This is a genomic window from Nitrobacter sp. TKz-YC02 (genome assembly GCF_049852135.1).
Lineage (GTDB): Bacteria > Pseudomonadota > Alphaproteobacteria > Rhizobiales > Xanthobacteraceae > Nitrobacter > Nitrobacter vulgaris.
Genome location: NZ_CP180728.1, coordinates 3092047 through 3104719, shown reverse-complemented (window position 1 = coordinate 3104719; position 12673 = coordinate 3092047). Strand labels below are relative to the sequence as shown.

The following is a 12673-nucleotide window of genomic DNA, read 5'->3' as shown; positions in this document are numbered from 1 at the left end:
CGCGTGAATGCGCGCCGGTCACAGCACCTTGCGGGTCCAGTTGTGCGGGTCAGTCGCGCGGCCATACTGGATGTCGACCAGCTTCTTGCGAAAGCCCATCGCGACGGACCCGGCGGCGCCGCCATTGATGGTGAAATCGCCGTGCGCCGAGCACACCTTGCCGATCGGCGAGATGACGGCGGCGGTGCCGCAGGCGAACGCTTCCCGGAGCCTGCCGCTGGCGGCATCCGTGCGCCACTGATCGATTGTATAGGGCTCCTCGCGCACGCTCGTGCCGGATTCCCTTGCGAGTGTGATGATCGAATCGCGGGTGATGCCCGGCAGGATGGTGCCGAGCGGCGGCGTCGAGAGCGAACCGTCATCGAAAACGAAGAAAACGTTCATGCCACCGAGTTCTTCGACATAGCGTCGCTCGACCGCATCCAGAAAAACGACCTGATCGCAGCCGCGATCGATGGCTTCGGCCTGCGCGCGCAGGCTGGCGGCGTAGTTACCGCCGCATTTGACGGCGCCGGTGCCGCCGACTGCCGCGCGCGTGTAGTTTTCCGACACCCAGATCGAGACTGGTGCGGGGCCGCCCTTGAAATAGGAGCCGACCGAAGAGGCGATGACGGCGAAGATATAGTCCGCCGATGGTTTCACGCCGAGGAAGACCTCGTTCGCGATCATGAACGGGCGCAGGTATAGGCTGCCTTCACCCCCAGGAATCCAGTCCTGGTCGATGCGCACGAGTTGCTCGATGGCTTCGATGAAAACGGTCTCAGGTAGTGGCGCCATCGCCATGCGCTCGGCCGAATTGCGGAAGCGTCGCGCATTAGCGTCGGGACGGAACAGGTTGACGCCACCGTCGTCACGCTTGTAGGCCTTGAGGCCTTCGAAAATCTCCTGCGCGTAGTGCAGGACGGCGGTTGCAGGATCGAGCGGGAAGTTAGTGCGCGACGCGACCCTCGCCCCGTGCCAGCCTTTCGCCTGATTGTAGTTCACAACGGCCATGTGATCGGTAAACACCCGGCCAAAGCCAGGGTTCGCAAGTTTTTCGGCGCGCACGGTCGCCTGCGTCGGATTGGCCGTCTGTTGGATGTCGAATCTCAACGACGTCCCGCCATCGATCGTATCAAGCGAAACTCCCATGAACATTCTCCCGGCTTTGCAGCACCTTGTCTGCGTGCCCTGCCTGCCATGCGAAGGCGGTTTCAGCTTTTGCGGAAGGCGCGAAGTCCAGTATGTTAACCGAAATGCCGCCCGGCAATCGCACCGATCAGAATTCCGGGCTGCGTGGTCTCGCACGCTCGTGTTGGGGGTCGATAAACAGTCGGGCCCCGGACGAAACGTTATTATATTTCGCATCAGATAGCCGACTTGTAACATTGAAACCAGATATGTCAATATGGCTGACATAAAACTCTCGGCCCCGACCGCCATGGTCACTTCCGGCCCTGAGACGCCCGGCAGGCGATCCGCGGAGACGCGTTGGGACATCATCGAACTGCTGTTCTTCGCCTATCGCGATTTCGTTGACGATCCTGATCATGTGCTTGAGGAATTCGGCTTCGGCCGCGCGCATCATCGCGTCATGCATTTCGTCCATCGTTACCCCGGGCTCACCGTCGCCGATTTGCTCGATGTTCTGCGGATCACGAAGCAATCGCTAGGGCGAGTGCTCAAGCAACTCCTCGACGAGGGCTATATCGTGCAGAAGGCCGGCGACGCTGACCGCCGTCAGCGCCTTCTTTTCGCCACCCCGAAAGGCGAGGCGCTGGTAGCGCAGCTCGCGGGCCTTCAGACCGATCGCATCAAACGCGCGCTGCGGGGCCTCGACGCATCCGGTGCCGAGGTGGTGCGCAAATTTTTGCTCGGGATGGTCGACCACGATGATCCTGACAAGGTGCTGGAGGCGATCCTGCGAGCGGACGGCAAGATGGTGAAGGCATGATAGTAACGCAAACGGCAGGGACCGCGCGAGCGCAGGTGAAGCTGGCCGACGACGCCCCGCATCTGCTGCTGGTCGACGATGACCGGCGCATCCGGGATCTGTTGTCGCGCTTTCTGGCGGGGGAGGGTTACCGTGTCACCACGGCCATGAGCGCCAAGGCCGCCCGCTCGAAATTACTCGGTCTGCATTTCGACCTGTTGATCCTGGACATCATGATGCCCGGCGAAACCGGCTTTGATCTCGCCCGTTCCATTCGTGCCTCGTCCCCGGTGCCGATCATCATGCTGACGGCCCTGCACGAGGCCGAGAACCGCATCGAGGGTTTGCAGATCGGTGCTGACGACTATCTCGCCAAGCCGTTCGAGCCGCGCGAGCTGGTGCTGCGGATCGGGAATATCCTCAAGCGCACGATGCCGCTGCCGATGATGCGAAGCGAATCGATTGCGTTCGGACCCTATGTCTATCATCTGGAGCGCGGTGAGCTGCGTCAGGGCGACGACGTCATTCATCTCACTGATCGCGAGCGCGAGATGCTGCGTATGCTCGCGGCCACCCCGGGCGAGACGGTTCGCCGCGGCGAACTCAACGGCGGCGGCACCGTGAACGAGCGCGCCGTCGATGTCCAGATCAACCGGTTGCGGAGGAAGATCGAGCGCGATCCCGCCAATCCGCTATTCCTCCAGGCGGTACGCGGGGTAGGCTATCGCCTGGTCGCAGCCCCTTGACGTCGATAACGACCACCCTCGATGCCGGTCTCACGCTAGTCCGCACGGCGTTGCGACGGGTCATGGTCGTCAATAGCCGGATTGGGCACGCGTTCAAGAAGTGGATGCCCGAGGGCCTCTATGCCCGCGCGCTGCTGATCATGATTGTTCCTATGGTGGTGCTGCAATCGGTCGTGGCCTTCGTGTTCATGGAGCGCCACTGGAATACGGTGACGCGACGCCTGTCGGCGGCAGTCGTGCAGGACGTCGCCGCGCTGATCGATGTGTACAAGGATTACCCGCAGGACAAGGACCGTACGGCGATCCGGCGCATCGCACAGCAGCGGCTCGGATTGGTCGTCGATTTCCTGCCTCCGGGCGATATGCCCCCGCCCGGGCCGAAACCGTTCTTCACCCTGCTCGACCAGTCGCTGTCGGTGCAGATCAGCAGGCAGATCGGCAAGCCGTTCTGGATCGATACGGTCGGACGGTCCAATCTGGTGGAGATCAGAATTCAGCTCGACGACACTGTGATGCGGGTGTTCGCGCAGCGCAGTGCCGCCTATGCGTCAAATTCGGAAATCTTCATCTTCTGGATGCTGGGCACGTCGTCGATCCTGCTGTTCGTCGCGGTGCTGTTCCTTCGCAACCAGATCAAGCCGATCCTGCGGCTGGCGGACGCCGCCGAGAGCTTTGGCAAGGGCCGCGACGCGCCGAACTTCCGTCCGCGCGGGGCCCGCGAGGTTCGCCGCGCGGCGCATGCGTTTATCGAAATGAAGATGCGTATCGAGCGCAGTATCGAGCAGCGCACCGCGATGCTGGCCGGCGTGTCGCATGACCTGCGCACGATCCTGACCCGCTTCAAGCTGGAGCTGGCGCTGATCGGCGACAGTCCGGAAGTCGATGGCATGCGGAAGGATGTCGACGAGATGCACGGGATGCTCGAGGCTTATCTCGCTTTCGCGCGCGGTGACAGCGGCGAGCATGCGCAGCCGACCGACATGGCTTCCGCTCTCGAGGAGTTACGAAGCGATGCAGAGCGCAACGGTCACGCAGCAACGGCGATATTTAACGGACTTCCCGTCGCCACCGTCAAGCCGGCAGCGTTCAAGCGCTGCCTCGGCAATCTGGTGTCAAACGCGGCACGATATGCCGACTCCATCGCCATCAACGGCCATCGCGATCACCGATGGCTCACCGTCATGGTCGACGATGATGGCCCGGGCATCCCGCGGGACATGCGCGAGGAGGTCTTCAAGCCGTTCCTGCGACTCGACAGCGCGCGCAATCAGGACGAGGGCGGCTCCGGTCTCGGCCTCGCTATTGCGCGAGACATCGCGCGCTCTCATGGCGGCGACATTACACTCGGTGACAGTCCGATGGGCGGTCTGCGCGCGACCGTGCGGGTGCCGGTGTAGTGTAGGAGTGTTCTTTCTGCGCTTGGATCATGCCTAGCTTTCCCGGTTCTAAGGTCCCACATTGGATATGAGCTCGTTGCGGTCTGGCTAGGAGGAGCGCATGATGCTCTACGGCCTCGAGCACACTCGAATGAGGGAGCGGGTGACATGGACGGCTCGGTTAAGCTGGAAATGCGCTATGGTGCCTCCAACTATGCGCCGATGCCGGTCACTATCGTGCGTGGCAAGGGCGTCTACTTGTGGGATGAAAGCGGGCGACGCTACATCGATATGATGGGCGCCTATTCGGCGGCAAGCTTCGGACATTCTCATCCCCGATTGATACAGGCGCTTACTGACCAGGCGCGACAACTGGACACGATTTCGCGCGCTTATTTCAACGATCGTCTCGGAGCCTTTCTCGCCCGCGCTTGCAGTTTGACCGGGATGGACCTGGCGCTGCCGATGAACAGCGGCGCCGAGGCGGTGGAGACGGCGCTGAAGGCCGCGCGCAAATGGGCCTACACGGTCAAGGGGGTGCCGGCCGACCGCGCTGAGATCATCGTGTGTGACGGCAATTTTCACGGCCGCACCATCGCTATCGTCGGCTTCTCGTCTGTGGCGCAATATCGCGACGGCTTCGGTCCATTTCCGCCCGGTTTCAGGTCGGTGCCGTTCGGCGACGTGGCGGCGCTTCGAGACGCGATCATGCCGAACACCGCGGCCTTCCTGGTCGAGCCGATCCAGGGCGAAGGCGGCATCAACCTGCCGCCGCCGGGCTACCTTGCCGAGGTCGCGCGCATCTGCCGGGAGCACAATGTCCTGCTGATCTGCGACGAGATCCAGTCCGGCCTCGGTCGCACCGGGCGGCTGCTGGCCTGCCAGCACGACGGCGTGACGCCGGACGCGGTGACGCTGGGCAAGGCGCTGGGCGGCGGACTTCTGCCGGTGTCGCTGTTCCTGGCGCGGCGCGAGGTAATGCAGGTGTTCACGCCCGGCGACCATGGCAGCACCTTCGGCGGTAATCCGATTGCGGCCGCGGTCGGATTGGCCGCACTTGATACGTTGATGGACGAGAGATTGGTCGAGCGGTCCGCGCGCCTTGGCACGCATCTGCTTGCACGGCTTCGCGCGATCGAAAATCCCATCATCCGCGAGGTGCGAGGACGGGGGTTGTTCGCGGGCGTCGAATTGGATCGCGATTTAGCCAACGCCGCTGCGGTAGCAACGCGACTGTTGCAGGCGGGCGTGCTGACCAAGGACACTCACCGCAACACCATTCGTTTTGCACCTCCGCTGATTATCGAAGAATCCCAGATCGATTGGGTGGCGGACCGGGTCGCCGAAGTGCTGGACGAATTCGCTCGCGCGGAAGCTCATCCCTAGAGCCCGCTTTCTGATCAGAAGCAGGCTCTCGATTTTGGCTAACCGGATTCCACTGGAAAATGCTCTCCGCCTCAATCGATGTCGAAGCGGACGCCTTGGGCGAGCGGAAGATCGTCGCCGTAATTCACCGTGCTGGTGGCGCGACGCATGTAGGCTTTCCAGGCGTCGGAGCCGGCCTCGCGGCCGCCGCCCGTTTCCTTTTCTCCGCCGAATGCACCACCGATCTCGGCGCCGGAGGGGCCGATGTTCGCATTGACGATGCCGCAATCGGAGCCCGCCACTGAGAGGAACTTCTCCACCTCGCGCATGTCGGTCGAGAAGATCGAGGACGACAGTCCGTGAGCGACCGCATTGTGCTGCTCTATCGCCGTGTTGAGGTCGGTATATGTCATGACATACAAAATCGGCGCGAAGGTCTCCCGCAGCACCGGGCCGGACTGCGCCGGCATTTCCACCAGCGCCGGCCGGACATAATACGCGTTGGGAAACCGTTTCTCCTCGACACGCTCGCCGCCGTGGACCCGCGCGCCGTGCGCCCGTGCCTCTTCAAGCGCGCGTTGCATATTCTCGAAGGCGGCTTCGTCGATCAGCGGACCGACCAGCACCTCGTCGCTTGCGAGCGGGTCGCCGATCCGGACCGAGGCATAGACGCGTTTCAGCTTCGCTACGAATTCGTCGTGGACGCTGTCATGAACGAACAACCGTCGCAGCGTGGTGCAACGCTGGCCGGCGGTGCCGATGGCGGCGAAGGCGATGGCCCGCAGCGCCAGATTGAGGTTTGCCGAGGGGCAGACGATCGAGGCATTGTTGCCGCCGAGTTCGAGAATGCCGCGCGCGAACCGCCGCGCAAGCTGCGTGCCGACCTCGCGGCCCATCGCTGTCGATCCGGTCGCGGAAATCAGCGACACCCGTGGATCGTTGACCAGGACTTCGCTGATATCGCGCCCGCCGATCAGCACGGTGCATAAGCCGTCGGGGATGTTGCCCGCCTTGACAGCGGCGCGTTCGAACAGCGCCTGCACCGCCAGCGCCGTCAGCGGGGTTTTTTTCGACGGCTTCCAGATCACCGGATTGCCGCAGACCAGCGCCAGCGCCGCATTCCACGACCATACCGCGACGGGAAAATTGAACGAGGTGATGACGCCGGTCGGGCCGAGCGGATGCCATTGCTCCATCATGCGATGATTGGGCCGTTCGCTGGCGATAGTGAGCCCGTAAAGCTGGCGGGACAGGCCGACCGCGAAGTCGCAGATGTCGATCGTCTCCTGCACCTCGCCACGGCCTTCCGAGACGATCTTGCCGGCTTCGATGGTGACCAGGCGGCCCAGAACATCCTTGGCGGCGCGCAATTCAAGGCCGAGCAGGCGAACCAGTTCGCCACGCCGCGGTGGAGGGACCCCACGCCATGTCCGGAATGCCGCTTCAGCGAGCGCGATGGTTTCGGCCGCACGTTGCGAACTTGCATCCTCGAGGTGCGCGATGGTCTCGCCGGTCAGAGGCGAGCGTACGGCGCGCGTGCCGTGCCGGCGATCGGGCGAAACCCCGAGATGATCGAGCAGGGATGCAACCTCGTCGGCAAGCATGTGAGCTTTCTCCCAAACGGGTCCGGGCGGCCCATGTTGCGGCAAGTCATGACAACTCTTCAAGCCGGATGAGCGTTCTCGCACCATGTTGCGACGATGCGTCAAGCATTCGCGGGAATCATTTCGGATCGTCAGGGACGCTTCAGTCCTTGCGCATGCAGCAAAAACTACTTCGCCAGTTCCTGCGATCGCTTTGTTGCGGCGGCCACCGCCCACGTCATCAGTTCTTTCAGACCGTGCTCGCCCATCAATATGTTGAGCGCTGCGGCCGTGGTGCCGCCGGGCGAGGTGACGTTCTGGCGCAGCGTCGCGGCGTCGAGATCGGATCGATGCAGCAATTCGCCTGACCCAGCGACAGTCTCGCGGGCCAGCTTTGAAGCGAGATCGGCAGGCAGGCCTGCGCTGACGCCGGCGCGCGCCAGCTCCTCGGCGAGCAGGAAGACGTATGCCGGTCCCGATCCCGACACAGCCGTGACGGCGTCCATCAGCGCTTCGTCATCGACCCATTCCACCGCCCCGGTCGCGCGCAGCAGCGCGTCGGCCACGGTGCGCTGTGTCTCGTTCACGCCTTTCGCGGCGACTGCCACGGTCATGCCGCGGCCAATCGCGGCAGGCGTATTGGGCATCGCGCGGACGATGTTGCCGCCGCAGGCCGTGTCGAGCAAGGCAATCGTCGTGCCCGCCATGATCGACACCACAAGGGTCGAAGATCCCACCAGCGGCCGCAGCGTCGGAGCGGCGTCGCCGAAGGTCTGCGGCTTGACCGCGATCACGAGCGCTGCGACGGCACCGATTTCCTCGGCTGCGGGATTCAGCCGAATGCCGCCGGCGGCGAGCGAGTGGATATCGGCGGAAGGATATGGCTCGATGACAATGACGCGCTTCGGATCCAATCCGCGCGCGAGCCATCCCGTCAGCAATGCGCTGCCCATCTTCCCGGCGCCGGCGAGAACGACAGTGCCTGAAATATCCGCGAGAGTTTGCATGTCCGGCGTTATCGTCATGGCGGGTTCCTGATGGTCAATAAAGACCTCATTGGGGTTGAGTACGAAGCATACCTTCGCACGGACAACCCGGCGATCCGTCATTCATTGAACGAATTGCAAGAGGATAGACAGCCCGGTCATGCTGCAAAAAGCAATTGCGCGAGATTACGCCTCGCCCTCGGTGTCGAACATCGCGGCGGTCATTGCCTCGGCCGCCGACTTTCCGGCCCAGACCACGAACTGCAGCGCCGGGTAGTAGCGCTCGCAGGCGTGGATCGCGCCCGCCATCATGGTCTCGCACTGCGCGTTTGACGCAATCAGCCCCTCGGGAAGGACAAGCGCATGGCGGTACATGATCGTTCCGGTCTGGGTCCAGATATCGAAATGGCCGACCCACAATTGCTCGTTGATCGCGGCGATCACGCGCTGGGCCTCGCTGCGCCGGGCGACGGGAATCTTCATATCGAAGGCGCAGGCGAGATGCAGCGCATCGATCTCACCCATCCAGGTGAAGGTGAGGTGATAATCGGTCCAGTTGCCTTTCGAGACGATTGTGATTTCGTCTTCGCCGGAACGCTCGAACGCCCAATCGTTGGTGGCGGCAATGTCCTCGACCACCGCCAGCGGATTGTTCTTGGAATCGATAGCGCCTTCGAGCAGCGACATGCCGTCCCGATCCTTGCTTTTGCTTGTGTTGATACGCACTCATAGAACGGCCGGTGCTGGCACGCGGCGGACATCGATCTTTCAGACAATCCATCACACGCGCTGATCGGATGAGGATGATGTCCTGCGCGGATCAAGTGATGTGATTTGCGGAATCGGCGCAACGCCGCCTGGAGTCCGTCCACAGGCAAACCGCGCGTCGTCCACAACTGATCGAAAGGAGAGACGGTTTACGCCGTGAACAAAACGGACTCGGGACTCGCGTTGCGCGAGTCTTGCGGTTGCGACTCGCCTGCCGCGAGTCCGGCATCATCCGATGATCGACGAAAGATTCCAGCGCCGGATAATGTCTACGCCCTCGGCGACAAATGAAGTCGGTGTGTCGCACGGCTACGCCGCTTGTTCTCAAAAGGAGCGATCAATCGCTTCATCTTCGAAAATTTTCGGATGTTGATCCTTGTCCCAGCAATCTCTTGTTACGATGCATGGGTACGACCGAAGTGCCTCTCGGGCGCGACGCTGGATCAGCCTTTTCTCAATGTCTCCCCGACGCGGAAGGATCAGCTTGTCCGACGGCCAAAAGCGACTTACGCGACAGCCGAAAAACTCAGCCCAATTTCTTGTTATTTCGGGCGTTTGCGGTTAGAACGCCGCCACGTCTCATGGCCCCCGCACCCCTGGAGGCTTGCCGGTGACGTGCAACGGGCCGCGATTGCGGCCTTTAACTTTTTGAAAAGACAAGGATAAATCGATGGCGACCGTCAGGGAATTGAAGGCGAACGCGCGTCCGAAGAGCGGCAAGGGGGCCGCCCGGGCTGAGCGTCGCGCCGGCCGAGTGCCGGGCGTGATCTATGGAAACAAGCAGCCCCCGCAGCCGATCTCGGTCGAAGAAGCAGAACTGCGTCAGCGCATTCTGGCAGGCCGTTTCCTGACGACGATCTTTGACATCAACCTGGACGGCAAGAAGCACCGCGTGATTCCGCGCGACTTCCACCTCGATCCGGTTAAGGATCTGCCGATCCATGTGGACTTCATGCGGCTCGGCGAAGGCGCCACCATCCGCGTCAGCGTTCCGCTTCGCCTGCTGAAGGCGGATGTCGCGCCCGGCGTGAAGCGCGGCGGCACCGTCAATCTCGTAACCCACGCGATCGATGTCGAGTGCGCGGCTGAAAACATCCCGCAGTTCATCGAGGCCGACGTCGGCGCACTGGAAATCAACCATTCGCTCCATTTGTCGGACGTTGAGTTGCCGCCTGGCGTGAAACCGCTGGCACGAGAGGACGTCACGTTGGTGACCATCGTGCCGCCGTCAGGCTACGCGGAAGAACTCAAGGCAGCTGCGGCCGGTACCGCGGCTCCCGCCGCCGGTGCGGCTCCCGCGGCTGCTGCTGCAGGCGCGGCCGGTGGCGCGAAGGCGCCCGCAGGTGGCGGAGCGAAGGCGCCCGCGGGTGGCGGCGACAAAAAGAAGTAAGCGGCCGGTGGAGCGATTTGACATTCGCGACGCCGCCTGCCGAGGTTTCGCAACGCGAATGTCTTACGGCTAACCGGATTCCACTTAGCCGGAAAATGCTCTAGGGGATCCGCGTCATGCGCCTGTTCGTCGGACTGGGAAATCCCGGCACGAAGTATCAGGGGAATCGACACAACATCGGGTTCATGGTCGTGGACGAGATCGCGCGGCGTCACGGTTTCGCACCGTGGCGCCGCCGCTTTCAGGGCGAAGCTTCCGAAGGCACGCTCGACCGGGAGCGGGTCATCCTGCTCAAGCCGACGACCTACATGAACAACTCCGGCAACGCGGTTCAGGACGCCGCGCAGTTCTTCAAGCTGACGCAGGGTGATGTCGTGGTGTTTCACGACGAGATCGAACTCCCACCGGCCAAGGTTCGCGTCAAGGTCGGCGGTGGCATTGCCGGACACAACGGCCTGCGATCGATCTCTGCGCATGTTGGCAACGACTATCGCCGCGTTCGACTGGGCGTCGGTCACCCGGGCATCAAGGAACTGGTGCATGCGCACGTGCTGAACGACTTCGCCAAGAACGAACGTCCCTGGGTCGAGGCGCTGGTGGATGTCGTTGCGGAAAACGCGGCACTGCTCGTCGCCGCCAGGGATTCGGCATTCCAGAACAAGGTGCATCTCGCGATGCAGGCGAAGGGATTTGTCGAGAAGGATAAAGAGGACAACAACGGCGCCAAGTAAACGGCCAGGTCAAATCGTCTTCATCGCCAGCGGTCCGGCGATTGGTTCCTCGAAGAAGGTGGATAGGTGGGTTGAGCCCCGCTTATGGCGATCCGGGTCGGTTGCGCAATCCGCGCCAAATATCGGAATGAATCATGGGTTTCAAATGCGGTATCGTCGGGTTGCCCAATGTCGGCAAGTCGACCCTGTTCAACGCGTTGACGGAAACGGCGGCGGCGCAGGCGGCGAACTATCCGTTCTGCACCATCGAGCCCAATGTCGGCGCCGTGGCGGTGCCGGATACGCGCCTCGACGGGCTCGCGGCGATTGCCAAATCGGCGCAGATCATTCCGACGCAACTGACGTTTGTGGACATCGCCGGTCTGGTGCGCGGCGCATCCAAAGGTGAAGGGCTCGGTAACCAGTTTCTCGCCAACATCCGGGAGGTCGATGCGGTCGCGCATGTCGTGCGCTGTTTTGAGGATTCCGACATTACCCATGTCGAGGGCAAAATCGCGCCGCTCGCGGACATCGAGACCATCGAGACCGAACTGATGCTGGCCGATCTCGAAAGCCTCGAGAGGCGCGTCGACACTCTTTCGAAAAAGGCCAAGGGCAACGACAAGGAAGCCAAGGAGCAGCTCGATCTGGTCGAACGTGCGCTCAAGCTACTGCGCGACGGCAAGCCGACGCGAGGCATGGAGCGCAAGCCTGAGGAAGAACGCAATTTCCGCATGCTCGGATTGCTGACTTCAAAGCCGGTGCTCTACGTCTGCAACGTCGAGGAAGGCTCGGCGGCGAGCGGCAACGCCTTCTCGCAAGCCGTGTTTGAACATGCGGCGAAGGAAGGCGCGGTCGCGGTCGCAATTTCCGCGAAGATTGAGTCCGAGATCGCGACGCTGTCGCGTGACGAGCGCGCCGATTTCCTTGAGACGCTGGGGCTGGAAGAGGCGGGTCTCGACCGCCTGATCCGCGCGGGCTACGACCTGCTGCATCTCATCACCTATTTCACGGTAGGCCCGAAGGAAGCGCGCGCCTGGACCATCACCAAGGGCACCAAGGCCCCAGGTGCGGCGGGCGTCATTCACACCGACTTCGAAAAAGGTTTCATCCGCGCCGAAACCATCGCTTGCGCCGACTATATGGCGCTCAATGGCGAAGCAGGCGCACGCGATGCCGGCAAGCTACGGCTGGAGGGGAAAGAGTATGTCGTCGCCGACGGCGACGTCATGCATTTCCGGTTCAATACCTAGAGTCCGATTCAACTGCGTTGGATCAAGCTTTGCTTAATTCTTCCGGCTGAGCATGCTCTCATCCGGCCCGGTTTTCACGTTGCGCTGGCGCGGCCCTTCGAGTCGGGATCATGCTCAGGGCATGAATCCCGAAAGAAAACCGATTCTTGGATCGGATCATGCTACGACCGGGTCGCGCCCTGATCGCGAATAGCACCGAGATGTTCGTTGATACGAAATACGATCAGGATCGACTCGGCTGCGATCCGCGAAAACACGATGCCAACGAGGACGCCGGCAACATTCAGAAGGATCGTGATGAAACCACTAAAGGGACTGACGGCCATCGAGGTCAGGCCCGCGAAGATGCCGGATAATCCCGACAGCACGATCAGGACAATGACCAGCCAATAAAATACCTTGATGATGGTGGGCGTGATGAAGCGATCCCACTGAAACAGATCCCGGATTTCAAACATTTGCCGTTCCCCTCGCGCGTCGCGCGGCCGTCATGAGCCGGGCGGCACTTACCCCAAGGGCCGCTCCCGGCAAGCTCGCGCCGCGGCATGCTGGCGTACAGGTTGAGATTGCTGCAAATAGCGGCC

Annotated in this window: 12 protein-coding genes; 7 read left to right on the top strand and 5 right to left on the bottom strand. The window is 62.2% G+C overall.

The window, feature by feature from the left end:
- Window positions 1–18: 18 nt before the first annotated feature.
- Window positions 19–1131, bottom strand: a complete 1113-nt coding sequence (locus ACM561_RS14950; protein WP_425906018.1) for a branched-chain amino acid aminotransferase — start codon at window positions 1129–1131, stop codon at window positions 19–21.
- A 289-nt stretch (window positions 1132–1420) separates the two neighbouring features.
- Here ACM561_RS14950 and ACM561_RS14945 point away from each other — a divergent pair, with 289 nt between their 5' ends.
- From ACM561_RS14945 to rocD, 4 genes are all read left to right on the top strand, one after another.
- Window positions 1421–1933: a MarR family winged helix-turn-helix transcriptional regulator gene (locus tag ACM561_RS14945; protein WP_079447689.1), complete on the top strand. Its 513-nt coding sequence runs from the start codon at window positions 1421–1423 to the stop codon at window positions 1931–1933.
- Window positions 1930–2658: a response regulator gene (locus tag ACM561_RS14940; protein ID WP_425906017.1), complete on the top strand. Its 729-nt coding sequence runs from the start codon at window positions 1930–1932 to the stop codon at window positions 2656–2658. The genes ACM561_RS14945 and ACM561_RS14940 overlap by 4 nt, the downstream gene beginning before the upstream one ends.
- A 62-nt stretch (window positions 2659–2720) precedes the next feature.
- Entirely contained in the window at window positions 2721–4055 is a 1335-nt protein-coding gene (locus ACM561_RS14935; protein ID WP_079447688.1) for an ATP-binding protein, read from the top strand.
- A 147-nt stretch (window positions 4056–4202) separates the two neighbouring features.
- On the top strand, window positions 4203–5420 hold the full coding sequence (rocD, locus tag ACM561_RS14930; protein WP_425906015.1) for an ornithine--oxo-acid transaminase: 1218 nt from the start codon (window positions 4203–4205) through the stop codon (window positions 5418–5420).
- Window positions 5421–5491: 71 nt separating this feature from the next.
- Here the strand turns inward: rocD and ACM561_RS14925 are convergent, their stop codons facing one another.
- From ACM561_RS14925 to ACM561_RS14915, 3 genes are all read right to left on the bottom strand, one after another.
- Window positions 5492–7003, bottom strand: a complete 1512-nt coding sequence (locus ACM561_RS14925; protein WP_425906014.1) for an aldehyde dehydrogenase family protein — start codon at window positions 7001–7003, stop codon at window positions 5492–5494.
- 167 nt (window positions 7004–7170) lie between these two features.
- Window positions 7171–8007 (bottom strand): pyrroline-5-carboxylate reductase, encoded by an 837-nt coding sequence (gene proC / locus ACM561_RS14920; protein WP_425906013.1) that lies wholly within the window; start codon window positions 8005–8007, stop codon window positions 7171–7173.
- A gap of 147 nt (window positions 8008–8154) precedes the next feature.
- Window positions 8155–8655 carry a YbjN domain-containing protein gene (locus ACM561_RS14915; protein ID WP_079447686.1) on the bottom strand — a complete coding sequence of 167 codons (501 nt, stop codon included), beginning with the start codon at window positions 8653–8655 and terminating at the stop codon, window positions 8155–8157.
- A 751-nt stretch (window positions 8656–9406) separates the two neighbouring features.
- Here ACM561_RS14915 and ACM561_RS14910 point away from each other — a divergent pair.
- The 3 genes from ACM561_RS14910 to ychF all read left to right on the top strand — a co-directional run bounded on the left by ACM561_RS14910 (window position 9407) and on the right by ychF (window position 12089).
- Window positions 9407–10126: a 50S ribosomal protein L25/general stress protein Ctc gene (locus ACM561_RS14910; RefSeq protein WP_425906012.1), complete on the top strand. Its 720-nt coding sequence runs from the start codon at window positions 9407–9409 to the stop codon at window positions 10124–10126.
- A 116-nt stretch (window positions 10127–10242) separates the two neighbouring features.
- On the top strand, window positions 10243–10857 hold the full coding sequence (pth, locus tag ACM561_RS14905) for an aminoacyl-tRNA hydrolase (RefSeq protein ID WP_425906010.1): 615 nt from the start codon (window positions 10243–10245) through the stop codon (window positions 10855–10857).
- A gap of 134 nt (window positions 10858–10991) precedes the next feature.
- Window positions 10992–12089 carry a redox-regulated ATPase YchF gene (ychF, locus tag ACM561_RS14900; protein ID WP_425906008.1) on the top strand — a complete coding sequence of 366 codons (1098 nt, stop codon included), beginning with the start codon at window positions 10992–10994 and terminating at the stop codon, window positions 12087–12089.
- Between the two features lie 161 nt (window positions 12090–12250).
- Here the strand turns inward: ychF and ACM561_RS14895 are convergent, their stop codons facing one another.
- Window positions 12251–12547, bottom strand: a complete 297-nt coding sequence (locus tag ACM561_RS14895) for a DUF4282 domain-containing protein (protein ID WP_309773203.1) — start codon at window positions 12545–12547, stop codon at window positions 12251–12253.
- Window positions 12548–12673 lie beyond the last annotated feature (126 nt).